This is a genomic window from Curtobacterium sp. MCPF17_018, from assembly GCF_003234135.1.
In the GTDB taxonomy this organism is placed as follows: domain Bacteria; phylum Actinomycetota; class Actinomycetes; order Actinomycetales; family Microbacteriaceae; genus Curtobacterium; species Curtobacterium flaccumfaciens.
Genome location: NZ_QKSJ01000011.1, coordinates 55660 through 80207 on the forward strand (window position 1 = coordinate 55660; position 24548 = coordinate 80207).

Here is a 24548-nt window from a genome sequence, read left to right on the forward strand (position 1 = left end):
GAAGGAGAGAACATGAGCGACAGCATCGGCGTCGCCGTCATCGGTGCGGGCATGGCGGGCAAGGCCCACATGGCTGCGTGGCGGAACGCCCCCTCCCTCTTCGCCCCGACGCTGCCGCCCGTCCGGCTCGTCTCGGTCGGCGACGTCTACGAACCGCTGGCCGCCGAGGCCGCACGTCGCTTCGGCTTCGAGCGGCACGACACCGACTGGCGGGCCATCGCGGCGGCCGACGACATCGACGTGGTGAGCGTCGTCGTCGCGAACACGCTGCACCGCGAGATCGTCGAGGGGCTGCTCGCCGCCGGCAAGCACGTGCTGTGCGAGAAGCCGCTGTCCGACTCGCTCGACGACGCACGCGCGATGGCGACCGCCGCTGCCGAGGCCGCACAGCGCGGGGTGCTCGGCCGCATCGGGCTCACCTACCGCCGGGCTCCCGGCCTCGCTGCCATCAAGGAGCTCGTCGAGGACGGCACGCTCGGCCGGGTCCTGCACGTCTCCGGCCGGTACTGGACCGACTACGGCGCCTCGCCCGACGTCCCGTTCTCGTGGCGCTTCGCGGGGGAGCCGGGGTCGGGCGCGCTCGCCGACGTCGGCTCGCACCTGACCTACGTTGCGGAGTTCCTGGCCGGCCCGGTCCGGAGCGTCAGCGGTGGCACGTTCACCACGTCGATCACCGAGCGCCCCGTCGCCGCCGGACACGCCCTGCGGGGGCAGGCCGTCCCGCTCACCGGTGAGACCGCGGCCGTCGGCAACGACGACTACGCCACGTTCAGTGCACGCTTCGGTGACGGCACGGTCGTCGGGTCGCTCGAGGCCTCCCGCCTCGCGGCCGGGCACCCGAACGGGCTCGTCGTCGAGGTGTTCTGCGAGCGCGGCGCCGCCCGATGGGACCAGGAGCGCGCCTCCGAGATCGGCCTCGCCCTGCGGTCCGACGGCTCGCGCCTGGGCGGGTACCGCCAGGTCGTGCTCGGCCCGGACCACCCCTACGTCGCGGGCGGGATGGCGATGGACGCCCCGGGCGTCGGCTGGGGGCAGAACCAGATGTTCGAGTACCAGGCGCGGGCGTTCCTCGACGAGGTCGCCGGGCTGTCCGGCACCGTGTCCGACGCCCTGCCCGCGAACGCCACGTTCGACGACGGCGTGCACAACATGGAGGTCCTCGACGCGGTGGCACGGTCCGCCGCGGCCGGGGGCACCACCGAGACGATCAAGGAAGCAGTGACGGCATGAAACTCGGTCTCTACGACGCGATCCTGCACGACCGGCCCCTCGCCGACGCGATCCGGGTCATCGCGGCCAACGGCCTCACCGGCATCGAGCTGAACACCGGCGGGTTCCTGCCCCCGGTGCACGTGCCCGGCATCGACGCGATCCTGCAGGACGACGGGGCGCGTGACGCGTTCCTCGCGCAGTTCGCGGGGACCGGCGTCTCGATCGCCGGGCTCAACTGCAACGGCAACCCGCTGCACCCCGACCCGGCGATCGGTCCCGCGCACGCCGAGGACGTCCGGCGCAGCATCCGCCTCGCGGCCCGCCTCGGGCAGGACCGCGTGGTCACGATGTCCGGACTGCCGGCGGGGGAGCCGGGCGGGACGCGACCGAACTGGATCGTGAACGCCTGGAACTCGGCCGCGCTCGACGTCCTCGAGCACCAGTGGAGCGTCGCGGTGCCCTTCTGGCAGGAGATCGACGCCCTGGCCCGGGAGCACGGCGTCAAGGTCGCGCTCGAGCTGCACCCGCAGAACCTCGTGTTCAACCCGGCGTCGATCCGGGAGCTCGTCGAGCGCGGCGGACTGACCAACGTGGGGGTCGAGCTGGACGCCTCGCACCTGTTCTGGCAGCAGATGGACCCGGTGGCGGTCGCCCGCGACCTCGGGCCGCTCGTGTTCCACGCCGCCGCCAAGGACGTCCGGATCAACCCGCACGCTGTGATCAACGGGGTGCTCGACAACTCGTTCCGCCGGTTGTCGCCGGACGAGTCACGCACGAACCTCGGCGGCGACGAGTGGGCGAACGAGTGGCCGAAGCCGTCGGCGTGGGACTTCGTCGCGCTCGGCAAGGGGCACGACGAGGCGTACTGGACGACGTTCCTCGAGGCCCTGCGTGCGATCGACCCGGACATGTGGGTGAACATCGAGCACGAGGACACCGAGCTCGGGCGCGAAGAAGGGGTCGCGGTCGCTGCGCGCGTGCTCCGCGCCGCGGACGCGGCGCTGGCGCCCCGGTCCTGACCGTCCGTCAGCTGACCCGGACACTGCCTGGAGGCCCGTGGGTCGTTCCGCGCACGAGGTGACGGATCGGCGTGTGGTGGGCCGTGCCTCCCGGCCCCACCACCCGCGGATCGGCCGCCGGTGCGCGGAACGACCAGTCCGTGCACCCGTACCGGGTGCTGTCACCGGCCCGATGTAGCATGCACGACACCTGTCCCCGACGATGGAGCCCTGCGTGCCGGACCCGACCGACCCCGCCTTCCCGCTCGAACACGTGCGGGCGGTGGGCGACGACATCGTGGCCTCCGTGGCCACGGTGATCGACGGCAAGGCGGAAGCCATCCGCACGGCCCTGACGGTGATGCTCGCCGAGGGGCACCTGCTCGTCGAGGACGTCCCCGGCGTCGGCAAGACCGTGCTCGCCAAGGCGCTCGGTGCCTCGGTCGGCGGGTCGGTGAACCGCATCCAGTTCACCTCGGACATGCTGCCGTCCGACGTCACGGGCGTGAACATCTTCGACCAGTCGTCCGGCACCTTCCGGTTCTCGCCCGGCCCGGTGTTCGCGAACGTGGTCATCGGCGACGAGATCAACCGAACCAGCCCGAAGACCCAGTCGGCCCTGCTCGAGGCGATGGCGGAGTCGCAGGTGACCGTCGACGGTGTGACGCGCCCGCTCGACCGTCCCTTCATGATCGTCGCGACGCAGAACCCGATCGACATGGAGGGCACGTACCCGCTGCCCGAGGCGCAGCGGGACCGCTTCATGGCGCGCATCGCGATGGGCTACCCGAGCGTCGACGCCGAACGGCAGATGCTCGCCAACCGCGGCGGCAGCGACCCGCTGTCGCGCCTGCGGCCGATCGTCGACGTCAGCACACTGCGGGCGATCATCGAGACCGTCGCCGGGGTGCACATCGCCCCCGACGTCGAGGCGTACATCATCGCGATCGTCCGGTCGACGCGCACCCACCCCGACCTCGTGCTCGGTGCGAGCCCCCGCGCGACGCTGCACCTGGCGCAGGCCGCCCGTGCGCACGCCGCCCTGCTCGGCCGCCCGTTCGTCACCCCCGACGACGTCGCGACGCTCGCCCCGATCGTGCTCGCGCACCGGCTCGTGCCGGTCGCCCGTGGGCTCGGCGGCACCGGCGAGGACACCGTGCGCGAGATCGTCGTCCGCATCGTCTCCGACACCGCCATCCCGTTCACGGCCACCCCCGTCCGCTCCTGATGGCCAGTCCATCGGCACCGCCGTCGCTGCTGCGACGCGTCGGTGCCGCGCGGTCCACGGCGGCCCGGTTCGGCCGCCGCGGGCTGTCACTCGCACGCCGCACCCCGTTCCCGCGCCCGACGATCCGGGGCTGGACGGTCATCGCCGTCGGCATCGGCCTGGTCGGCGGCGGCCTGGTCGGCACCACGAGCGTCGCCGTCACGGCCGGCCTGCTGCTGCTCGTGCTGGTCGTGCTGGGCATCGTGATGGCGTTCGTCGTCGCCACCCCGCTCCGCGGCAGCCGCAGCACCGCTCGGGCGATCGTCCAGGTGGGCGAGGTCTACCGGGAACGCATCACCCTCGGCAGCACCAGCCTGCGGATCGGCCCGCGGGCGACGCTGCTCGTACGCGAACAGCTCGAGGACGCCTTCGCCAGCCTGGCCGAGGCGGAGACCTACGCCGAGGTCGGGCCGAACCTGCCGCCGGCGGTGCTCGACGTCGAGGCGCTCGCGATGCACCGCGGCCGCACCCTGGTCGGGCCCGTGACGATCCGGGTGGAGGACCCGTTCGGCCTGCTCCGGATCGACCGTCCCGTCGTCCCGGCCGAAGAGGTCGTCGTGGTCCCGGCCTCGGCACCCCTCGGGGCGATCGACGCCGGGGCGCTCGCGGGTGCGGTCTCGGCCGACGAGGGCCGGGTCGGACAGGGTGGTTCCGCCGACGACAGCGAACTCCGCCCGTACCGCCCGGGTGACCCGATCCGCCGGGTGCACTGGGCCCAGAGCGCACGGCGCGGTGAACTCCACGTCCGCCAGACCACCCAGGCCCAGCCGCCCGAGGCCGTGATCGCACTGGACGTGCGGCGCGAGTCCTACCAGCGGCTCGGTCGGGAAGACCTCGCCGAGCTCTCCGACCTGGGCGGCGACCAGGCCTTCGAGCACGCCGTCGTGGTGGCCGCCAGTGTCGCCCGCGCGCTCGCCGCCCGGACCTCGCGTGTCGTGCTCGTGTTCGACGGTCCCGAAGGCGCGACCCGGCACGCGGGCGACGTCGGCGGGCTCACCGACGTGCTCGTCGGGCTCGCCGACGTCCGGCTGCGTACCGATGCCCGACAGGTGACCGACGTCCTGCCCGAGGTCCGTGGCCGCGACGTGCACGGCATGACCGCCGTCGTGACCGGCACCTGCACCGCGGCGGAAGCCGCCGGGCTCGTCGGCGCGACCAGTGGGTCGAGCCGCGGCATCCTGGCGACGATCGTGCCGCCGGACCCGGCCGTCCGGGGCATCCTCGACCGTGGCGGCTGGCGGACCCTCGTGGTGCCGGTCGTCGGCGCGACGCCGTCCGGAGCCGCACGGTGACCGGGGTGAGCGCACCGGCGCGTGGCCGTGCCGACGTGCGCGAGATCCTCGAGCGCGACGACGACCTGCGTGACTTCCCGAGCGCCTGGGTCGTGGCCCTCGCGCCGGTGCCGGTGCTCCTCGCCGCACTCGCCATCCGGCCGCTCGTGCAGGGCATCGCCTGGTGGGCATCGGGCGTCGTCGTCGTCGCCGTGCTCGTCGCCGTGATGCTCGCGGTGCGCCGCCAGACACCCGGGATCCGCTTCGTCGTCCTGGTCGGCACGGTCATCGCCTGCTCGTGCGCCGCCGCACTGGTCAACGACATCCAACCGCTCGGGTGGCTCGACGCCGACGGGGCCCTCGGACAGACGCTCGCCGCGATCCGCCTGAACCCCGCACCGCTGCCGCAGACCGACGCGATCCGGCTCGTGGTGACCGCGTCGATCGGCTGGGTGGCGGCGGTCTCGCTGTTCCTCGCCGCCATCGCGCGGATCCCGTCGCTCGCCGCGGCCCCGGCCCTCGTCATCCTGATCGTGCCCGGTGTCATCACCGGGCAGCCCGCCGGCACCCCGCTCGTCATCACCACGGCGGTGGCGTTCCTCGCCCTGCTCTGGCTGTCCGTCCGCCCGGTGCAGCGCGCACTGCCGGCCGCCGTCGTCGGGGCGATCGGGCTCGTCGTGGCCATCGGGCTGCCGACGATCGTGCCGCTCAACGCCAGCTGGTTGTCCGGCGTGACCGGTGCGATCCAGTCGCCGATCCAGCCCGGACGGCCCGGCACCCTGCTCGAACTCGGCAACGACCTGCGCCGCCCGAGCGAGCTCGAGGTGTTCCGCTACCGCTCGTCGGACGGGCAGCCCGAGTACCTCAAGCTCGCCGACCTGGACGAGTTCGGCACGGGGGACTGGGTGCCGACCGTGACGAACGCGGCCGAGGCCGACACCGCCGACGAGCAGCAGTGGGCCGAGGGCGTCAACCCGCGCCTGGCGAGCCGTGGCGACGTGACGGTCCGGATCACCGGGCTGTCCAGCACCTACCTGCCGGTGCCGTCGGGTGCGGTGTCGATCGAGTCGCAGTCCACCAACCTCGACCTGTCGCAGTGGCGGTGGATGGGGAACTCGAGCACCGTCCGGTCGACGGGGGCCGCGACCGCCCGGGGCGCGATGTACGAGGTCTACGGGGCCTCGACCTTCGCGAACGACTACCTCGACGCGGTCGCCGCCTCGGGGGTGCTCGCCCGCTCTGACGGCCGTGGCTTCCGGGAACCCAGCCGCCAGCAGTTGCGCACCGACCTCGCCCTGCCCGACGACCTGCCCGCCAACATCTCGGCCGCCGCCACCCGCGTCGCCGCCGCCGCGACCGACGACTACGGGCGGGCGCGGGCGCTCGAGCAGTGGTTCCGCAGCGACCTGTTCACGTACTCCGAGACGGCACCGGTGGAGCAGGGGTACGACGGCGACAGCATGGACGTCGTCTCGACGTTCCTGCGGGTCCGCGACGGGTACTGCGTGCACTTCTCGTCCGCGATGGCCGTGATGGCCCGCACGCTCGGCATCCCCTCGCGCATCGCGGTCGGGTACCGGGCCGGTTCGCCACAGCCCGACGGCGAGTACGCGGTGTCGAACCGGCAGCTGCACTCCTGGCCCGAGCTGTACATCCGGGGCGCCGGGTGGGTCGCCTTCGAGCCGACGCCCGACTCCGACGAGGCCGCGCCGTCCGAGGAGCCCTCGGCCTCGCCGACCGCGGTGACGCCGGAGACCCCGCTGCCGGCGCCCGAGCAGACCACCCCGGCGCAGGATTCAGCGTCACCGACCCCGTCGGCGTCCCCGGCGCCGGGTGCCGCGGGTGCGTCCGGAACGGGTGGCACAGGCGGCCCGGTCGGGCTGCTCGTGGGCCTGTTGCTCGTGCTCGCGGTCCTCGTCGCTCCGGGCCTCGTGCGGGCAGTTCGTCGCCGGTCGAGGCTGTCGGCGATCGCCGCCGGGCGCTCACCCGCCGTGCAGGCGTGGCGGGAGTTGCTCGACGACGTCGCCGACCACGGGTACGCCCCGGGCATCGCGCCGCCGGGTGATGCCGCCGCCGTGGCCCGGACCGCCCGAGCGGTGCTCGGACGCCTGCGTCACGGGCTGCCGGCGTCGGTCGTGCCGCACCTGGAGGCCACGGTCGACGCGGTCGACCGCGAGCGCTTCGCCGCCGACGGGATCGCGTCGGTCGACAGCGCGGCGCTGGAGCGTCACGTCCGCGAAGCTCGTGGCGCTCTCGACGCGTCCGTGCCCGCTCTGCGAGTCGTGCGGTCGCGCCTGCTGCCGCCGAGCCTGCTGCCGTCGTCAGCCTGGTCCCACGACGGGCCGAAGCCCCGCCGTCGGGATCGTCGCACGGCCTGACGCGGGCGCGTGTGCGTCAGCACCGTGCGAGGGTCCGCCCACCGCACCCCGCGTCAGCGCCGGCGGACGACCGCTTCGACCAGGGCGGCGATGAGCTCGCCCGGGTCGACGCCGGGCAGCGCCGGCGCGTCGAACACCAGGCCGACGTTCGCCCCGATGAGCACGGTCGCGAACTCCTCCGGGGTCATGCCGACGTCGACCTCGGGGTGTGCACCGAGCCACAGCCGCACCAGCTCGAGCACCCCGTCCTGCAGGACCCGGCGCTGCCGAATGAACTCGGGCAGGAACTCCGGGTGGCGCACGGCGTACCCGCGGAACGCCGAGAGCAGCGCGAACTGCTCGCTCTGGTCGTGCTGTCCGAACGCAGCGCGTAGGACGTCGCCGACGTCGACGGCGGCGATGTCGGCGTGCACGAGCTGCTGCAGTGAGCCGAGCACCAGGTTCGTGGACCGCTGCATGACCTGCGCGAGCAGGTCCTCCTTGGACGAGAAGTTCGAGTAGACCGCACCCTTGCTGAACCCCGCGCGCGCGGCGACGTCGTCGAGCCGGGCGCCGTAGACACCCTGTTCGGCGAAGACCGCGGCTCCGGCGGCGAGCAGGCGTTCCCGGACCTCGGCACGCGGGATGCGCTGGGTGGGGGAAGCGTCGTCGCTCATCGGTTGCTGCTCCGACCTGTGGTGGTGGTCGTCGGGGGGAGCATCGTGGTGGAGACCTGCCGCGCCGCGCGTCTGATCCCGCGCGGCATCAGCGAAGCCCCCATCCCCACGTCTGCTCGGAACCGGCGCGTTCGGGTCGCGTCGGTGCTGTGCGGACAGCGTTCACCGGGATCATCCCCGGCAGAACTGCCAGGACGATACCCGGCGGTACTGATCGTACCGTCGCGGAGGCGCGGAAGACAGCCCCTCAGTCCTCGTGCTCTTCTCGGACACTGCCGGCACCGGTTCGACGGCCCGGCCGGCGGAGCAACCGGAGCGCGTCCGGCCGCAGGCTCCGACCCCGCCGGAGCAGCGAACCGAGGGTCGACTTCGGCTGCCAGTCACGGCCGTTGGGCAGGCCCCAGCCCCGGCGGACCGCTCCCCAGCGGAGCCCGAGCGACAGGGTGATCGCGAGCAGGATGCCGAGCGACGGCGACCCGAGCGCCGAGGCGATCACCATCACGGCCGACGCGGCGACGGCCACGGTGGCGTACAGCGCGTTCCCGCCGAACACCGCCGGCACCCGCCGCAGCAACAGGTCGCGCATGGCCCCGCCGCCGACCGCGGTGATGGTCCCCATGATGATCGCCGCGGGCCAGTCGAGCCCGGCGTCGTAGGTCCGCTGCACGCCGACCACGGCCCAGAACCCGATCACGGCGGCGTCGAGCACGGTGAACAGCCGGTCCCACGTCACCTCGGAGAACGACACGAGGAACGCGATCAGCGCCCCGGCGACGGCGACCGGCACGTACAGCGGGTCGACGAGCGCGACGGGTGGTCCGTTCTGCAGCAGGGTGTCGCGGAGGATCCCGCCGCCGAGTCCGGAAACGAACCCGACGACCAGGAACCCGAACAGGTCGAAGTCCATCGCGCGGGCGATGGAGCCGCCGAGCAGGGCGGACGCGAACACCCCGGCGAGGTCGAGCACGTTCGTGACCGACGCCAGGCCGTCGACGGACAGCAGGTTCATGAGAACCATCAAACATCACGTCGCACGGCTGGCGGGCCGTTCGGCGGTTAGGTTAGCCTCACCTTCGTCATGCTCGCCACTCTCGTCATCGGTCTCCGTGAAGGCCTCGAAGCCACGCTCATCGTCGGCATCATCGCCGCGTTCCTGCGTCGCAACCGCGTCCCGCTCGCCCCGATGTGGTCGGGCGTCGGGCTCGCGGTGCTGCTCAGCATCGCCGTCGGCTTCGGGTTGCAGGCCGTCGAGCAGGCGCTGCCGCAGGCCCAGCAGGAGGGCATGGAGGCGGTCATCGGCATCGTCGCCGTCGTCTTCGTCACGGGCATGATCGTCTGGATGCGCACGCACGCACGCACCCTGACTGCCGACCTCGAGGCCAGTGCGACCGCGGCACTCGGCCGGGGCACCGCCTGGGCACTCGCCGGCATGGCGTTCCTCGCCGTCCTGAAGGAGGGCTTCGAGACCTCGGTGTTCCTCCTCGCCACGTTCCAGGCGTCGTCGGACACCGGCCTCGCCGCCCTCGGGGCCGTGATCGGCATCGCGGCCGCGGTCGTCGTCGGCTTCGGCATCTACACCGGTGGCGTCCGCCTCGACCTGTCGCGGTTCTTCACCGGCACCGGGGTCTTCCTGGTCTTCGTCGCCGGCGGCCTGGTGCTGACCGTCCTCCGCCGCGCGCACGAGGCCGGCTGGATCGTCATCGGCCAGCAGCGCACCGTCGACCTGTCGTGGCTCGCCCCGAACGGTTCGGTGCAGGGCGCCCTGGTCACCGGCGTGCTCGGCATCCCGCCGGACCCGCGGGTCATCGAGGTGCTCGGCTGGTTCCTCTACGTCGTCCCGGTGCTGGCCCTGACCCTCTGGCCGCGCGCCTGGCGTCCGTCGCCGGAGCGCGTGCCCCGGGTACGCGCCGTCGTCGCCGGTGCACTCGCCGTGGCCGCAGCGGCGCTCGCGATCGCCGTGCCGACGGGCGGGGTGGACCTGCCCCGCACGACCGCGGTCAGCGGCGACGCCAGCTCCGTCTCCGCCAACGTCGACGGTGCGTCCGGCGTCCTGCGGGTGGCCGGCACCGGAACCGGCCAGGAGGCCCCGATCGCCCTGCCGACATCGGCCCACCGCCGCGTCACCCGCGCGGGCGTGACCGCCGACCGGTGGCGCGTCGTGCAGGCCGGCACCGGTGTGCAGGACGGGGCCGGCGATCAGGGGAGCGGTGCCGACCGTCCGTCGACGCTGACCCTGGACGACCTCGTCACCCTGTTCGGCCGCCTGCCCGTCGGGGTCTCCCCGTCGACGAACCCCGGTCCGTTCGCGGCCCGCTGGGCCGTGCGCGACACGGTGACCCTGTGGACGGTCCGCGGTGGGGTCCTGGACGCGACCCGCGACCAACGCGAGGTGCTGACGCTGAGCGGTGGGGGCCTCCCGTCCGCGCGCACCACGACCCTGGACCGCACCGTCTGGTCCGTCCCCGACGCCCGCGTCGAGCGGTCGGCCGCCTCGGTGGCCGCAGCGGACTCGCGATCAGCCGACCTGCTGCTCTGGAAGGCCTGGCTGCCGATCGCCCTCGGCACCGCGGCCGCCGTCCAGGCGCTGCTGGCCCTCCGTGACCGGCGTCGCCGGCGCCTCCCCACCATCCCCACCCCCGAACCCGTCCCCGCTCGTGGCCCTCCGGCCGCGGACCCTGCAAGGAGCACCGACCATGTCCTTCGGTAAGCCCGTCCGACCCCTGATCACCCTGGGCGCCCTCGGCGCCGTCACCGCCCTCGCACTCACCGGGTGCGCCGGTGGGTCCGCCGACGCAGGCGGCTCCGGCTCCGGCGACGACGCGAAGGTCTCCCGCGTCACCATCACGCTCACCAACGACGGGGAGGACGCCTGTGCGGTGTCCTCGACGAAGGTCCCGGCGGGCCCCGTCACCTTCACGGTGAAGAACGAGTCGTCGACCGCGATCACCGAGGTCGAGCTGCTGCAGGACCAGCGGATCCTCGGCGAGAAGGAGAACCTGGCGCCCGGCCTCGACGCCGTCCGCTTCACCGCGACGCTGACCGGCGGGGAGTACCAGGTGTACTGCCCCGGAGCCGAGACCGAGCTGACGGACTTCACCGTCACCGGCAAGGCCGCGTCGACCGCGAACAGCAGCGCCTCGACCCTGCTCCGCGACGGGGCGAAGGGCTACGCGACCTACGTCGACGGCCAGGTCACCGACATGGTCGCCGCGGTCCAGCAGCTGCAGAATGACATCGACGCCGGCGACCTCGACGCGGCGAAGACCGACTACGCGAACGCCCGCCCGTTCTACGAGCACGTCGAGAGCGACGTCGACGGCTTCGTCAAGAAGGGGTTCAAGGCCACCGACAACGCCGGCAACCTCGACTACCTGATCGACATGCGCGCCTCGAACCTCGACCCGGCCGTCGGCTGGAGCGGGTTCCACGCCGTCGAGAAGGACCTGTTCCAGGCCGGGAAGATCACCGCTTCGACCAAGCAGACCGCCGCGGACCTGACCGAGGACGTGCAGCTGCTCGCGAAGCTCGTGCCGACCCTGGACTACAAGCCGGAGGACCTGGCGAACGGTGCCGCCGGCCTGCTCGAAGAGGTGCAGTCGAACAAGATCACCGGCGAGGAAGAGGCGTACAGCCACATCGACCTCGTCGACCTCGCCGCCAACGTCGAGGGTGCCCGTCAGGCCTTCGCGTACCTCAAGCCGGGGCTGACCAAGCTCGACCCGACCCTGACGAAGCAGATCGCGAAGCAGTTCGACGCCACGAACACGCTGATGGACGGCTACCGCGACGCCGACGACCTGGGCGGCTTCGCGAGCTGGGACGCCGCCACCAAGCAGTCCGACGCGAACACGATCTCGCAGCAGATCCAGGCGCTCCAGGACCCGCTGTCCCGCCTGGCCGAGAAGGTCGCGACCGCGTGACCGAGCCGGACGAGGCACCCCGGGCGAACGTCTCCCGCCGCGGACTGTTCGGCGCCGGCCTGGCGGTGGCCGGTGCCGGGGTCGGCGCGGCAGCGGGCGTCGGCGGCGCCACCGCGGCGACCGGCGTGAACCCGTTCACGGCGGCGACGAACGGCGACGAGTCGATCGACCTGTCGCAGAGCCAGCCGTTCTACGCCACCGCGGCAGGGCAGCCACAGGGCGGGATCCGCACCACCCCGCAGCGCTACTGCGTCTACATGACGTTCGACCTGTCGACGACCGTCACGACCGAGTTGCAGGTGCTCCTCGCCCGGTGGTCGGCCGCGATCGCTCAGCTGCAGGCCGGCAAGACCGTCGGCAGCGTCGAACCGGCGCACGGCAACGGGGTCGGTGCCGACACGGGCGAGGCGCTCGACCTCGGGCCGGCGTCCCTGACCGTGACGGTGGGCCTGGGCCCCGGCGTCTTCGACGAGCGCTTCGGGCTGGCCGACCGGCGCCCGGCGTCGCTCGCCGACATCCCGACGCTGCCGAGCGACAACCTGCAGGAGGGGCTGAGCGGCGGCGACCTGTCCCTGCAGGCCTGCGCCGACGACCCCCAGGTGGCGTACCACGCGGTGCGCGACCTGGCACGGATGGCCCGCGGCACCGCGACCGTCCGCTGGACCGTGCTCGGCTTCGGCCGCGCGTCGGCGGGGCCGCACCAGAGCACGCCCCGCAACCTGATGGGGTTCAAGGACGGCACCCGGAACATCACGACCGACGCCGACCACGACCGGTTCGTCTGGCTCGACCGCGACGCCGGGTGGATGGCCGGGGGCAGCTACCAGGTGGTGCGGAAGATCCGGATGAACATCGAGACCTGGGACGCCGACGTCGTCAGCGACCAGCAGCGGGTGTTCGGGCGGACGAAGATCCAGGGCGCACCGCTCTCCGGCGGACAGGAGCACACCACCCCGGACTTCCACGCGAAGGACGACGACGGTGCGACGAAGATCGACGCGACGTCGCACATCGCCCTCGCCGCCCACGAGGCGAACGGCGGCGTGAAGATCCTGCGGCGGCCGTACAACTACACCGACGGGCTCAACGAGTACGGCCAGCTCGACGCCGGGCTGCTCTTCATCGCCTACGTGAACGACCCGGACCACTTCACGCGGCTGCAGCGGAAGCTCGGCGCCTCGGACCGGCTGAACGAGTACGTCTCGCACATCGGGTCCGCGGTGTTCGCCGTCCCGCCGGCACCCCGCAAGGGCTCGTACATCGGCGAGCAGCTGTTCCACTGAGACGGGGAGTGGGCGCCCTCCGCCGTTTCCCTGGAGGCGGAGGACGCCCGCGTCGCGGAGTCTCGCCGAACGGAACCACCGTCGACTTGCTGAAAGCGACCCGGCACGACGCGTCGCGGTGCGACACTCCCGAGAGTACCCCGCGGATCCGCGGATCCGCAGCGATCGACCGGGATGGGACAGCAACCGTGACCGCCGGGGTGCGCGACGTTCGCGCCGGGCGTGTCCCGGGCCTCCTGACCGACGCGAACGGGCCGCCTCACCAGGGTGAGACGGCCCGTTCGCATCGTGTGCCCGCAGGCTCGCGGTCAGTCCGTCAGGACCGTCGCGCCACGTCGTGCGCGGTTGCGGCGGAGGACCACGAGTGCCGTGATCCCGGCGAGCAGGAGCAGGCCCGCCGCGATCGCCGGAGCGGTCAGGTCCGCACCCGTGTAGGCGAGGTCGCCACCGGCGCGCGGGTCGTCGACGGTCCCGCCGACGCCACCGATGCCGGCGTCGTCACCGGCACCCGCGCCGGGGCCGGGGGTGACCCCGCCGCCCGTGCCCGGGGTCGGGTCGACCGGGTCCGTCGGGTCCGTCGGGTCGGTGGGGTCGGTCGGGTCGGTCGGGTCGACCGCTGCGGCCACCGGGATGGTCACGGCGAGGGTGATGGTCTGGCCCGGCAGGGTGACCACGAGCGGTGCGTCCGTCGTGGCGACGGGCTCGGCCACCGCGGCGAGCGAGACGGAGCCGGCGGTGCGGGCGGCGGCGCGTGCAGCCGGGGCCTCGATCTCGGGGACCGTGACGGTCAGGGTCGCGCGACCCTGCTCGTCGTTCTTGTCGGTGATCGTCGGGTCGATCGCGGCCGATGCCAGCTCCTTGCCGTCCGCGCTGACCGACACCGTGCCCGCCTTCGCGGGGTCCTCGCTGCTGAACACGAGCGACGACAGGTCGAGCTGGATCGCGTCACCGGGCTGGAACCCACCAGCCGGGGTCGGCGTGACCGTGACGCCGACGGCGCGCTGGTCCTTCAGGGGTTCGACCTTCGGGTGGGCGAGGAAGTAGTCCACCTGGGCCTGCAGGTCGACCTGGCCAGAGTCGGCGACGTTCGTGCCGGTCGCGAAGGCGGCGAAGTTGTCGCCACCGGTCGACAGGAACGAGTTGACGGTCACCTTGAGGGTGTCGGTCAGCGCGATCGCCTCGCCGTCGAGGGTCATGCCGGTGATGCGCTCGCCGCGGCCCTTCGACGGGTCGTAGGTGTACGCGAAGCCGTCCGAGACGCCGAGCTTCAGGAACGGACGCTCGAGTCCGTCCGGCTGCCACTGCTGCTCGAGGGCGTTCTTGATCTGCTGGCCGGTCATGTCCTTCGTCACCAGGGTGTTGGCGAACGGCTGGACGAGCGCGGCTTCCTTGTAGGTGACGGTGCCGTCCGGGTCGCCGGCGCCGCTGGACGCGTAGACCATGTCGGTGCGGAGGCCGCCCGGGTTCATGAAGGCGATCTTCGAGCCGTTGCGGGCGGTGGCGCTGCGCTGGACCTCGGCGATGTAGTTGCCGAGCACGGACTCGCCACCGCGGTTCTCGGCCTTGCGGTCGGACTGCACGGCGCGACGCAGGTCACCCGTGATCTCGCCGAGCTTCTCGCTGCCCTTGACGTCGGCGACGGCCTTCGCGGCGGTCACGATGCCGCTCACGGCGTTGACCGAGGTGGCGTCGGCGGGCACCCGGGTCTCGGCGTTGACCGACTTGACCTCGGACGTGATCCCGGTGAGCTGCTTGTCAGCGTCCACCGTGAGCCGCAGGTGCCCGAAGGCGACGCCGTAAGAGCCGGCCTGGATCACCGGACGCTTCGTGCCGCCGGGGCCGGCGATGGAGTGGTCGTACGTCGCGTGGGTGTGCGCCGAGACGATTGCCGAGACCTTCGACGAGACGCCGGAGGTGATCTTGCCGAACGAACCGGTGCCGGTGGCGTCGGCGAGCGCGCTCGTGGTGGCGCCCTCGTGCACGAGCAGGACGAGCACGTCGGCCTCGCCGTTGTCGTCCTCGCCGTCGGTGAGCTGCTCGGCGTACCGGTTGACCTGGCTGAGGATCGGCGCCATCGCGAGGCCCTCGACCCCGCCGGGGCTGACGAGTCCGGGGATGAGGTCCTCGGTGGTCGCGCCGATGAAGCCGACCTTGACGCCGCCCTTCTCCACGATGGAGTACGGCGTGAACGCGGGGTCGGTGGTGCCGGCCTTGACGATGTTCGCCGAGACGTACGGCCAGTCGGCACGGTCCTCGATTCGGCCGGTCAGGTCGCTCTGACCCTTGTCGAGCTCGTGGTTGCCGATCGCGCTCACGTCGAGGTCCATGGCGTTCAGGGCGTCGATCGTGGGGGAGTCCTGCTGGATGAGCGAGGTGAAGGTCGAGGCGCCCACGTTGTCGCCGACGCTGGCGAAGATCGTGTTGGGGTTGGCCTCGCGGTACGACTGCACGACGCCGGCGAGCTTCGCGGCGCCGGCGGCCTTGTCGGCGGCGGTGCCCTCGGACTCGATGCGACCGTGGAAGTCGTTGACGTCGATGATGTCGATCGTCGTGTCACCCTCGGCGGCGACGGCTGCGGACGGGACGGACAGTGCGACCAGGACCCCGGCGGTGGCGAGGGCCGCGCCGGCGCCGAGGCGTCGTCGGGTCGTCGCACCGGCGGTTCCGGTGGTGTGGGAAGTGTTCATCGCCGTCGAACCTACGAAGGCGCACAGGCGACTCGCCAGACCCCATCGCAAGTCGTCACACGACGTTCACACGGCCGTCCCCCCTCGCACCGCCCGACCCGGTTCAGTCGCGGCCGAGGGCGCCCTTCACCCGCTCGGTGACCTCGGTCGCCATCGCCTTGGCGGAGTCCTTCACGACGTCGAACTCGACCGGGTCGCCCTTCAGCAGGCTCTTCGCCGTGTTGATCGCGTACTCCTTCGTGATGTGCGGGGGCAGCGGCGGGACGCTCCGGCTGACGTAGGCGTCGATGAGGGTCACCCCCTGGTGGGCGAACGCCCGCTCGACCGCCGCCTCGACCTCGGAGTCCTCGTGCACCGCGATGCCCTGGAACCCGAGCAGCGTCGCGTACCCGGCGTAGTCGATCGACTCGACGTCCTGCGAGCCGCGCCACATCGGGTTCCCGTCCTCGGTGCGCATCTCCCACGACACCTGGCCGAGGTCGTCGTTGTGCATGACCACGATGACGAGCTGCTGGTTCGGCCAGGCCGCCAGGTACTTCTTCACGGTGATCAGCTCGTTCATGCCGAGCATCTGGAAGGCACCGTCGCCGATCGTGCACACCGCCGGACGGTCCGGGAACGCGAACTTCGCCGTCACCGCGTACGGCATCGCCGCGAGCATCGTCGCGAGCCGGCCGGACATGTCGCCGCGCATCCCCTCGCGCAGCCGGATGTGGTGGCCGTACCAGTCGGCGGTGGTGCCGGCGTCCGCGGTGACCGTGACGCCGTCGGGCAGCCGGTCGTTCACGGCCTGGATCACCCGGCGCGGGTTCACCCCGTCGTCGTAGGCGACCTCGGACTGCGCACGCATCTCCGACTCCCACTCGCGCATCTCGTGGGCGACCGTCTGCTGGAAGGACCTGTCGGTCTTCTGCTCGAGCAGGGGGAGCACGGCGTCGAGCGTCGAGCCGACGTCGCCCCACAGGTTCAGCTCGGTCGGGTACCGCAGACCGAGCTGCTCCGGCTTGATGTCGACCTGGATGCCCCGGGCCTGCCCGGACTTCGGCATGTACTCGCCGTACGGGTAGTTGGTGCCGAGGAGCACGAGGGTGTCGCAGTCGCGGATCTGGTGCAGCGACGGCAGCGACCCGAGCAACCCGAGCTGCTGCGAGTGGTACGGCACGTCGGACGGGATCACGTCCTTGCCGCGGAGCGCCGTGATGATCCCCGCGCCCGCCTTCTCGGCCGCGGCGAGCACCTGGGCCGTCGCACCGCGCGCACCGGCGCCGACCAGGAACGTCACCTTCGACCCGGCGTTGATGATCTCCGCCATCTTCCGCACCTCGTCGGCGGGCGGCGTGATCCGGGTGGACGCGGGGACGTCGCTCGATCGCGAGGCCCAGTGCTCCAGCGGCGGTGCGTCGTACGTCATCGCCTGCACGTCGTGGGGCAGCACGACGACGGCCGGCTGCTTGCGGAGCGACGCCGTGCGGAAAGCGGTGTCGAGCACCACGCCGACGGCTTCGGGAGTGGCCACCGTCTGCACGTAGCAGGCGACGTCGGCGAAGACGCGCTCCAGGTTCGACTCCTGCTGCGTGAACGAGCCCATCGCGGCGAGCCCCTGCTGACCGACGATCGCCACCACCGGCTGGTTGTCCATCTGCGCGTCGTACAGGCCGTTCAGCAGGTGGAAGGCGCCGGGACTCGACGTCGCGACGCACACCCCGACCTCGCCGGTGAACTTCGCGTGCGCGGTCGCCATCAGCGCCGCGATCTCCTCGTGCGTGGGCCGGACGTACTCCAGGCCGTCACCCTTCGACGCCGCCTTGCCGAGCGCGCCGTCGAAGGCGCCGATCCCGTCGCCGGGGTAGCCGAACACGCGGGAGACCCCCCACGCCTTGATGCGGTCGATGACGAAGTCGCTCACGGTCGTGCTCATGGCACCAGCGTGCGCGGGCGCGCACGGGTCCGTTCACAGGCTCTGGTCGGGAGGCCCGGATCGCGTGACCGACGTCGGTCACGTGGTCCGGGCCTCCCGGCCAGTGCCCGTGGTCGCTACGGCTCCTGCGCGATCAGCGGACGGAGGGTGCGGTGCGCGATGCGCAGTCCCTCGAGCACCCTGTCGTCGGTGCCGCCCCAGAGCGGGTCCTCGTGCTCGACGCTCAGCGTGCCGTCGAAGCCCGCTTCGTAGAGGCGGTCGACGACGTGCGGCCAGTCCACCACACCGCGGCCGGGCACCCGGAACCGCCACCACCCCATGTCCCACGGGTCGTCGCCCTTGTCGACCTTGCCGAAGAACCCGTAGGCGTTGCGCCGCTCGGGGAACAGCTCGAGGTCCTTCGCCTGGGCGTGCACGATGTGCTCGGCGAACGGCAGGATCGTCTCGACCGGGTCGATCCCGATCCACGTCAGGTGCGACGGGTCCCAGTTCAGGCCGAAGCCCAGACCGGTCACCCAACCCCAGAGCTCGGGGGAGTACGCGATGTTGCCGGGGTAGCCGTCGGGGTGCCAGCCCTCCATCACGCAGTTCTCGATGATCAGCCGCACGCCGCGCTCGCCGGCGTAGTCGACGATCTCGGGCAGGACCCGGTCGCCCTCGCGCATGTTCTCGCGGACGGACTTGGTGGTGTCACGGCCGATGAACGTGCCGACGTAGGGGATGCCGAGCGCCTGCGCGGTGTCGATCGCGTGCTTGAGGTGGGTCCGCACCGCGGCACGGCGCTCCGGGTCCTGGTGCAGGTTGTTCTCGTAGTACGCGAGCGCGGAGATCTCGAGGCCGGTGCGGTCGAGCAGGTCGCGGGTGGCCAGGGCGTCCTCGTCGGTGAACGTGGCGACCGGCAGGTGCGCCGCCTCGAAGTCACGGCCGCCGGTGCCCGGCCAGACGGCGACCTCGAGCCGCTCGTAGCCCTGCTGCTGGGCGAACCCGGCGATCCGGTCGAGCGACCAGCCGGGCAGGCAGGCGGTCAGCATGCCGAGCTTCACCGGATCTCCCGCCACGTCGTCTCGGCCGCGCTGCCGATCACGGCCTCGATGATGTCGGCAGAGCGGGCGCCGTCCGCGAAGGTCGGCAGCCCGTCGGGAGCCACCCCGGTGCGGACCGCGGTGTAGGTGTCGGCGACGAAGGCCGCGAAGGCGTCGAGGTACCCCTGCGGGTGCCCGGCCGGCACGACCGCCAACCGGCGCTGGTCGGGGTACCCCTGCGACGGGTCGCGGACGACGATCTGTGCGCCGCGCTCGTTGCCGAACCAGGCGGACTCGGGCTGCTCCTGGTCGAAGGCCGCGCTGCCGCGGGTGCCGTCGACCTCGAACCACAGGCGGTTCTTGCGGCCGGAGGCGACCTGCGAGATCACGACGTTGCCGATGCGGCCCGTGGCCGTGCGGAAGGTGGCGACGGCGGTGTCCTCGGTGGTGACCTCGGCGCGCTCGGCCGCGTCGGCCACCGGGTCCGGGTCCGGGGATCCGGAGAACGACGGACCGGACGCCGCCGGCCGGGTCGGGTAGACGATGTCGGTCGCCGCGGACACCGAGGCGAAGCGTTCGCCCGTCACGAACTCGACCAGGTCGCACCAGTGCGACCCGATGTCGGCGAACGCGCGGGACAGCCCGCTCGAGGTCGGGTCGACCCGCCAGCTCGAGGCGTCCTCGTCGAGCATCCAGTCCTGCAGGTAGTGGCCGTGCACCGCGAGCAGCCGGCCGAGCTCCCCGTCGGCGATGCGCGCCCGGATCTCGCGGACCATCGGATGGTACCGGTACACGAACGGCACCGTGGCCACGACACCGGCCTCGGCAGCGGCGGCGACGAGCTCGGCGGCCCGGGCGGGGTCGATCGCCAGGGGCTTCTCGCACACCACGTTGATGCCGGCCGCGATCACCGCGAGCGCCTGCGGGTGGTGCTGGTCGTTCGGGGTGCAGACGTGCACGACGTCGGGGGCATCGGCGATGACCTCGTCGAGCGAGGCGTAGCCGCGGGGCAGGTCGAGCTGCGCGGCCACCTGCTCCGACCGGGCGGCGTTCCGGCCGAGGACACCGAGCACCTCGGCACCGGAGGCCCGGGCCGCCCGGGCGTGGACCCCGGCGATCATGCCTGTCCCGACCACGGCGACACGGAGGCGTCGCCCTTCGTACCCACTGCTCATGGTGCTCCCTCGCGCCGGACTGACACCACCGTAGCGGCCCGGCCGTCCCCGGGGGACGGTGAGTACGGTCTGGTGCATGTCGAGCCTCCAGACCAGCCTGCTCATCCTCGGCGCCAGCGGCGACCTGTCCAAGCGCCTGCTGCTGCCCGGCCTCGCCACCCTGCTCCAGGTGAAGGACGACTGGGACGTCCAGCTCGTCGGGGCCGGTGTCGAGGACCTGTCCGACGCCGACTGGAAGGCGCAGGTGCGCGAGTCCTTCGAGAACGCGCAGGCGTCGAAGAACGAGGAGGACGAGGGCGCCTCGGGCGAGACGTCGCTGCCGGCCCGACTGCAGGCCGTGGTCGACGCCTCGACCTACCGGAAGGCCGACGTCACGGACCCGGACGACCTGCGGGCACTGCTCGCCGCGTGCGACCACGACCCGGCGATCTACTTCGCACTGCCGCCGGCGGTCACCGAGAAGAGCTGCGAGCAGCTCGCCCACCTCGACCTGCCCGCCGGCACCCGCCTGGCGCTCGAGAAGCCGTTCGGCACCGACGCCGACAGCGCCTCGCACCTCAACGACCTGCTGCACTCGTTCATCCCCGAGGAGCGCATCCACCGCGTCGACCACTTCCTCGGCCGCTCCACCGTGCTCAACCTGCTCGGGCTGCGCTTCGCCAACCGCATCATCGAACCGCTGCTGTCGTCGCAGCACGTCGAGCGCGTCGACATCGTCTACGACGAGACCCTCGGGCTCGAGGGCCGGGCGCGCTACTACGACAAGGCCGGGGCGCTCACCGACATGATCCAGAGCCACCTGCTGCAGGTGATGGCCGTCGTCGCGATGGAGGCCCCCGCCTCGATCAAGGCCGACGACCTCCGCACCCAGAAGGAGCTCGTGCTGCGGGCCGTCCGGCCGTGGGGCGGCGACGTCGTCACCGCGGGCAAGCGCGCCCGGTACACCGCCGGCACCGTCGGGGACCGCCAGCTGCCGTCGTACGTCGACGAGGACGGCGTGGACCCGTCGCTCGGAACCGAGACCCTCGCCCAGCTCACCCTGGAGATCGCGAACTGGCGCTGGGCCGGCGTCCCGTTCACCCTGCGGTCCGGCAAGGCGCTCGCCGCGCAGCGCCGCGAGATCGTCATCACGTTCAAGGACTCCCCGCACGTGCCCGAGGGGCTCACCGGCACCGAGCTGCCCGACCGGCTGCGCATCTGGATCGCCCCGGACGAGATGCAGCTCGAGCTCAACGTCAACGGTGCCGGCGACCCGTACACGATCGACCACACGAGCCTCGAGGTGACCTTCAACCCCGGGCGCCTGAGTGCCTACGGCGAGGTGCTGGCCGGCGTGCTCGAGGGCGACGCCACGCTGTCGGTCCGCGGCGACAGCGCCGTGCAGGGCTGGAAGGTCGTCGGGCCGTTCCTCGACGCGTGGAAGGCCGGCAAGGCACCCCTCGACGAGTACGCCGCCGGGTCCGTCGGCCCCGACGGCTGGGACAACATCGAGGCCTGAGCCCGAGCGGCGGCGTAGCGTCGGGCGACGTGAACACCACCGACGACGTCCTGCAGACCGTTCCCGAACCCGCCGGCGCCGACATCCGTGTCGACGACGTCTCCTACGACCACGAGGGCACCGAACTGCTCGGTGTGCTCGCGAAGGACGCCGCGATCGCGGGCCGTCGTCCGGCCGTCCTCGTCGTGCACGACTGGCACGGCGTGAACGAGCACGTCGAGGCCCGGGTGACGATGCTCGCCCGACTCGGCTACGTCGCCTTCGGCGCGGACATCTACGGTGCGGGCATCCGCCCAGGTGACGACACCGCGGCCCAGGTCGCCGGCGGTTTCTACCGGGACCTGCCGCTGCTGCGGGCCCGCGCCACCGCCGGGCTCGAGCGACTGCTCGCCGACCCGGACGTCGACCCCGCCCGCGTCGTCGTGATGGGGTACTGCTTCGGCGGCTCGACCGCACTCGAACTCGCACGGACCGGGGCCGACCTGGTCGGTGCCGTGGCGTTCCACGGCGGCCTCATCGCACACGACCCCTCGGACGCCGCGGACATCCGGGCGAAGCTGCTCGTCCTCACCGGGGGCGCCGACCCCGTCGTGCCGGACGATGCCGTGCACGCGTGGCAGGACGAGATGCGGGCTGCGCCGGACGTCGACTGGCAGGTCGTGACGTACTCCGGCGCGATGCACGCGTTCGCGGTGCCCGGCACCGACGCCCCGGACCACGGCGCGCAGTACCAGGAGCGTGCCGACCGCCGATCGTGGCAGGCGCTCCGGGTGTTCCTGGCCGAGGTGTTCGACGAGGAGCCCGCGGCGCTGTGACGGTGCGGCCGTCGGAGACCGCTCGCGACACGCCGAGCACGGGGGCCGGAGCGCCTCGATTGGCGCCCGGGCCGCACCTGTTGTAGAGTCTTCCACGGCCGCAAGGCCACGCGCTCGTAGCTCAATGGATAGAGCATCTGACTACGGATCAGAAGGTTGGGGGTTCGAGTCCCTTCGAGCGCACAGGCAAGCAGAACGACGAAGGGCCCCGGTGGATTCCACCGGGGCCCTTCGTCGTTGCACGGCTGCGGGTCCGGGCCCGTGCGTCGCGTCACGTCCGTGCGACTCCGTTCCTGCTCACGAAGTGGCGGGGGAGTACGGTTCCGTGGCCGCGACGACCTCCGAGGCGCCGGCGATGCCGAAGGACGTGAAGAGCGGTGCCACAGCGCCCTGCGCTGCGCCACGAGCTGGGCGCGTCCGGTGAAGCGCTCGGTCCCGCACGACCGACGGGAGGCCCGTGGCGGTGTCGCCACGGGCCTCCCGTCCGATCTGTCGGTGCGTCGACTACGCGACGGTCGCGCGCGCCTCGGCCAGCGACGGGTAGTCGGTGTAGCCCTCGGCGGTCGCGCCGTAGAAGAGCTCCGGACGGGGCTCGTTGAGCTCGGCGTCGTGCTCCCAGCGGTGCGCGAGGTCCGGGTTGGCGATCGCGGCGCGGCCCACGGCGACGGCGTCGGCGTGGTCCCCCTCGACGATCGCGATGGCCTCGTCGCGGGTGGTGAGCGACGAGAAGCCCGAGTTCACGATGAACGGCGCGGCCGCGGTGCGGCGGACGTGCTGCACCAGGTCGCCGGTCGGCTCGGCGTGCAGGACGTCCACGAAGGCGAGCCCCAGCGGCGCGAGGCCCTCGGCGACGGCGGTGTAGGTGGCGCGGACGTCGTCGGCGTCGTCCTCGATGACGCCCTGGATCCCGTGCTCGGGCGACAGGCGGATGCCGGTGCGGTCGGCGCCGATGGCCTCGGCGATGGCGGTGGTGACCTCGATCGCGAAGCGCGCGCGGTTCTCGGGGGAGCCGCCGTACTGGTCGGTGCGGGTGTTCGACACCGGCGACATGAACTCGTGCACCAGGTAGCCGTTGGCGCCGTGGACCTCGACACCGTCGAGCCCGGCGGCGATCGCGTTGCGGGCGGCCTGCACGAAGCCCTGCACCGCCTCCTGCACCTCGGCGGTGGTCAGTTCGTGCGGGACGGGCATGTCGGCCTTCGAGCCGTCGGCCAGGTGCGTCTGCCCGGGGGCGGCGATGGCGGACGGGGCGACGATGCGCGGGGTCTGCGAGATGTCGGTGTGCGAGACGCGGCCGCCGTGCATGAGCTGCATGACGATCGTGCCGCCGGCGGCGTGCACGGCGTCGGTCACGCGGCGCCAGCCGGCGATCTGGTCGTCGGTCTCGATGCCGGGCTGCCCCGGGTAGGAGCGGCCCTCCTGCACGGGCCAGGTGCCCTCGGTGATGATCATGCCGAGGCCGGCGCGCTGTCGGTAGTGCTCGACGAGCAGGTCGTTCGGGACGCCGTGCTCGCCGGCGCGGGTGCGCGTGAGCGGGGCCATGACGACGCGGTTCGACAGGGACAGGGCGCCGATGGAGGCGGGTTCGAAGAGCTTCACCTCAGGGCGAACGACGAGTTGTCCGATGCAATTCCACCTCGGAGCACTTCTTCAGGCAGTGCGGTCAGTCGCGCGGGCACACCAGCGTCGACGAGCGGACCTGGCCCTCGGGCCGGATCACCTGGTGCTGGGAGAGGGGCTTGCCGCACAGGGGGCACCCCCGGTCGATCGTCCGGTCGTCGATGCCCTCGGGGCGACCGGCGCCGATCTGCGAGGGGCCCATCTTGTCGATGAGCGTCGTGTTCCACCGTTCGTACCACTGGCCGAAGCGTCCCACGGTGCATCCTTTCGTTCGTGCACAAACCATTATGGCACCGATGGCCACGGATCACACCTGGTCGACGCGCTCCAGTAGCTCGGTCAGCTCGTCCTTCAGGGACTCGAGCCGGGCGAGTGGCCACCCGAGCCGGTCGGCGACGGCGAGCGGGACCGCCTGGGCCCGGTCGCGCAGGGCGTGCCCGGCAGTCGTCAGGGAGACCTCGAGCTGGCGTTCGTCGGCGGTGCTGCGGGTGCGGCGGACGTAGCCGGAGGCCTCGAGCCGCTTGAGCAGCGGACTCAGCGTCGCGGAATCGAGTCGCAGTTCGCCGGCGATCTCGCGTACCGACCGCGGGTCCCGCTCCCACAGGGCGAGCATGACGAGGTACTGCGGGTGCGTCAGGCCCATCGGGTCGAGCAGGTCGCGGTACAGCCCGATGACGCTGCGACTCGTCGCCGCGAGTGCGAAGCAGAGCTGCCGGTCGAGCGCGAGCGGGTCCGGTGCGGTCTGGGTCATGCGCCCCAGGGTACTTCGTTCGTGCACGAAGTGGTGTGCGCCGAGTGGGTACGACGTCTCGATGCGTGTGCTTCTTC

Annotated in this window: 19 protein-coding genes and 1 tRNA gene; 11 read left to right on the plus strand and 9 right to left on the minus strand. The window is 72.3% G+C overall.

Annotated elements, in window-relative coordinates:
• Positions 1-12: 12 nt before the first annotated feature.
• The 5 genes from DEJ27_RS13525 (at position 13) to DEJ27_RS13545 (ending at position 7126) form a co-directional block, all read left to right on the plus strand.
• A complete protein-coding gene (locus DEJ27_RS13525) occupies positions 13-1230 on the plus strand; it encodes a Gfo/Idh/MocA family protein (protein WP_111091168.1) in 1218 nt (405 codons plus the stop codon).
• Positions 1227-2231, plus strand: coding sequence for a sugar phosphate isomerase/epimerase (locus DEJ27_RS13530; RefSeq protein WP_111091170.1), 1005 nt, complete (start codon positions 1227-1229; stop codon positions 2229-2231). The genes DEJ27_RS13525 and DEJ27_RS13530 overlap by 4 nt, the downstream gene beginning before the upstream one ends.
• A 202-nt stretch (positions 2232-2433) precedes the next feature.
• Entirely contained in the window at positions 2434-3438 is a 1005-nt protein-coding gene (locus DEJ27_RS13535) for a MoxR family ATPase (protein ID WP_111091172.1), read from the plus strand.
• Positions 3438-4769, plus strand: a complete 1332-nt coding sequence (locus DEJ27_RS13540; RefSeq protein ID WP_110862449.1) for a DUF58 domain-containing protein — start codon at positions 3438-3440, stop codon at positions 4767-4769. Before DEJ27_RS13535 ends, DEJ27_RS13540 begins: the two co-directional genes overlap by 1 nt.
• A gap of 5 nt (positions 4770-4774) precedes the next feature.
• Complete coding sequence (locus DEJ27_RS13545; protein ID WP_146238607.1) at positions 4775-7126, plus strand: DUF3488 and transglutaminase-like domain-containing protein; 2352 nt, start codon at positions 4775-4777, stop codon at positions 7124-7126.
• Between the two features lie 53 nt (positions 7127-7179).
• Here DEJ27_RS13545 and DEJ27_RS13550 read toward each other — a convergent pair whose 3' ends face one another.
• Together DEJ27_RS13550 and DEJ27_RS13555 are read right to left on the minus strand one after the other, a co-directional pair.
• On the minus strand, positions 7180-7782 hold the full coding sequence (locus tag DEJ27_RS13550) for a TetR/AcrR family transcriptional regulator (protein WP_110862451.1): 603 nt from the start codon (positions 7780-7782) through the stop codon (positions 7180-7182).
• A 247-nt stretch (positions 7783-8029) separates the two neighbouring features.
• Positions 8030-8791 (minus strand): trimeric intracellular cation channel family protein, encoded by a 762-nt coding sequence (locus DEJ27_RS13555; protein WP_110862452.1) that lies wholly within the window; start codon positions 8789-8791, stop codon positions 8030-8032.
• Positions 8792-8860: 69 nt separating this feature from the next.
• Here DEJ27_RS13555 and efeU point away from each other — a divergent pair, with 69 nt between their 5' ends.
• From efeU to efeB, 3 genes are read left to right on the plus strand one after another with little or no spacing between them, the layout of a single operon-like run.
• The gene (gene efeU, locus DEJ27_RS13560; RefSeq protein ID WP_111091174.1) at positions 8861-10489 is read left to right on the plus strand and encodes an iron uptake transporter permease EfeU; all 1629 of its coding nucleotides are present in this window, start codon (positions 8861-8863) and stop codon (positions 10487-10489) included.
• The gene (efeO, locus tag DEJ27_RS13565) at positions 10476-11702 is read left to right on the plus strand and encodes an iron uptake system protein EfeO (RefSeq protein ID WP_110862618.1); all 1227 of its coding nucleotides are present in this window, start codon (positions 10476-10478) and stop codon (positions 11700-11702) included. Before efeU ends, efeO begins: the two co-directional genes overlap by 14 nt.
• Positions 11699-12985, plus strand: coding sequence for an iron uptake transporter deferrochelatase/peroxidase subunit (efeB, locus tag DEJ27_RS13570; RefSeq protein WP_110862617.1), 1287 nt, complete (start codon positions 11699-11701; stop codon positions 12983-12985). Before efeO ends, efeB begins: the two co-directional genes overlap by 4 nt.
• Positions 12986-13293: 308 nt before the next feature.
• On the opposite strand, the gene DEJ27_RS13575 is transcribed toward efeB, so the two are convergent.
• From DEJ27_RS13575 to DEJ27_RS13590, 4 genes are all read right to left on the minus strand, one after another.
• Positions 13294-15672 (minus strand): bifunctional UDP-sugar hydrolase/5'-nucleotidase, encoded by a 2379-nt coding sequence (locus DEJ27_RS13575; protein ID WP_111091176.1) that lies wholly within the window; start codon positions 15670-15672, stop codon positions 13294-13296.
• A gap of 103 nt (positions 15673-15775) precedes the next feature.
• Positions 15776-17590 (minus strand): thiamine pyrophosphate-requiring protein, encoded by a 1815-nt coding sequence (locus DEJ27_RS13580; RefSeq protein WP_110862615.1) that lies wholly within the window; start codon positions 17588-17590, stop codon positions 15776-15778.
• A gap of 116 nt (positions 17591-17706) precedes the next feature.
• Complete coding sequence (locus tag DEJ27_RS13585) at positions 17707-18633, minus strand: sugar phosphate isomerase/epimerase (RefSeq protein ID WP_111091177.1); 927 nt, start codon at positions 18631-18633, stop codon at positions 17707-17709.
• Positions 18630-19787 (minus strand): Gfo/Idh/MocA family protein, encoded by a 1158-nt coding sequence (locus DEJ27_RS13590; protein ID WP_181420173.1) that lies wholly within the window; start codon positions 19785-19787, stop codon positions 18630-18632. The genes DEJ27_RS13585 and DEJ27_RS13590 overlap by 4 nt, the downstream gene beginning before the upstream one ends.
• 76 nt (positions 19788-19863) lie before the next feature.
• Between DEJ27_RS13590 and DEJ27_RS13595 the strand changes: the two genes are divergently transcribed.
• The 3 genes from DEJ27_RS13595 (at position 19864) to DEJ27_RS13605 (ending at position 22283) form a co-directional block, all read left to right on the plus strand.
• Positions 19864-21285, plus strand: a complete 1422-nt coding sequence (locus DEJ27_RS13595; protein ID WP_111091179.1) for a glucose-6-phosphate dehydrogenase — start codon at positions 19864-19866, stop codon at positions 21283-21285.
• 29 nt (positions 21286-21314) lie between these two features.
• A complete protein-coding gene (locus tag DEJ27_RS13600) occupies positions 21315-22100 on the plus strand; it encodes a dienelactone hydrolase family protein (RefSeq protein ID WP_111091180.1) in 786 nt (261 codons plus the stop codon).
• Positions 22101-22210: 110 nt separating this feature from the next.
• Positions 22211-22283 (plus strand) — tRNA-Arg (locus DEJ27_RS13605).
• A gap of 321 nt (positions 22284-22604) precedes the next feature.
• Here the strand turns inward: DEJ27_RS13605 and DEJ27_RS13610 are convergent.
• From DEJ27_RS13610 to DEJ27_RS13620, 3 genes are all read right to left on the minus strand, one after another.
• Complete coding sequence (locus DEJ27_RS13610) at positions 22605-23699, minus strand: alkene reductase (protein WP_110862610.1); 1095 nt, start codon at positions 23697-23699, stop codon at positions 22605-22607.
• Positions 23700-23763: 64 nt separating this feature from the next.
• The gene (locus tag DEJ27_RS13615) at positions 23764-23976 is read right to left on the minus strand and encodes a hypothetical protein (protein ID WP_017888356.1); all 213 of its coding nucleotides are present in this window, start codon (positions 23974-23976) and stop codon (positions 23764-23766) included.
• 51 nt (positions 23977-24027) lie between these two features.
• Positions 24028-24471 (minus strand): MarR family winged helix-turn-helix transcriptional regulator, encoded by a 444-nt coding sequence (locus DEJ27_RS13620; RefSeq protein ID WP_111091182.1) that lies wholly within the window; start codon positions 24469-24471, stop codon positions 24028-24030.
• Positions 24472-24548 lie beyond the last annotated feature (77 nt).

Excerpts from the sequence above, each read along its gene's own strand:
- DEJ27_RS13590 (WP_181420173.1), bottom strand. The coding sequence starts at position 19,787 with ATGAGCAGTGGGTACGAAGGGCGACGCCTCCGTGTCGCCGTGGTCGGG.
- DEJ27_RS13535 (WP_111091172.1), top strand. The coding sequence starts at position 2,434 with ATGGAGCCCTGCGTGCCGGACCCGACCGACCCCGCCTTCCCGCTCGAA.
- DEJ27_RS13620 (WP_111091182.1), bottom strand. The coding sequence starts at position 24,471 with ATGACCCAGACCGCACCGGACCCGCTCGCGCTCGACCGGCAGCTCTGC.
- DEJ27_RS13525 (WP_111091168.1), top strand. The coding sequence starts at position 13 with ATGAGCGACAGCATCGGCGTCGCCGTCATCGGTGCGGGCATGGCGGGC.
- DEJ27_RS13580 (WP_110862615.1), bottom strand. The coding sequence starts at position 17,590 with ATGAGCACGACCGTGAGCGACTTCGTCATCGACCGCATCAAGGCGTGG.
- DEJ27_RS13555 (WP_110862452.1), bottom strand. The coding sequence starts at position 8,791 with ATGAACCTGCTGTCCGTCGACGGCCTGGCGTCGGTCACGAACGTGCTC.
- DEJ27_RS13550 (WP_110862451.1), bottom strand. The coding sequence starts at position 7,782 with ATGAGCGACGACGCTTCCCCCACCCAGCGCATCCCGCGTGCCGAGGTC.
- efeU (WP_111091174.1), top strand. The coding sequence starts at position 8,861 with ATGCTCGCCACTCTCGTCATCGGTCTCCGTGAAGGCCTCGAAGCCACG.
- DEJ27_RS13575 (WP_111091176.1), bottom strand. The coding sequence starts at position 15,672 with ATGAACACTTCCCACACCACCGGAACCGCCGGTGCGACGACCCGACGA.
- DEJ27_RS13595 (WP_111091179.1), top strand. The coding sequence starts at position 19,864 with ATGTCGAGCCTCCAGACCAGCCTGCTCATCCTCGGCGCCAGCGGCGAC.
- efeO (WP_110862618.1), top strand. The coding sequence starts at position 10,476 with ATGTCCTTCGGTAAGCCCGTCCGACCCCTGATCACCCTGGGCGCCCTC.
- DEJ27_RS13530 (WP_111091170.1), top strand. The coding sequence starts at position 1,227 with ATGAAACTCGGTCTCTACGACGCGATCCTGCACGACCGGCCCCTCGCC.
- DEJ27_RS13540 (WP_110862449.1), top strand. The coding sequence starts at position 3,438 with ATGGCCAGTCCATCGGCACCGCCGTCGCTGCTGCGACGCGTCGGTGCC.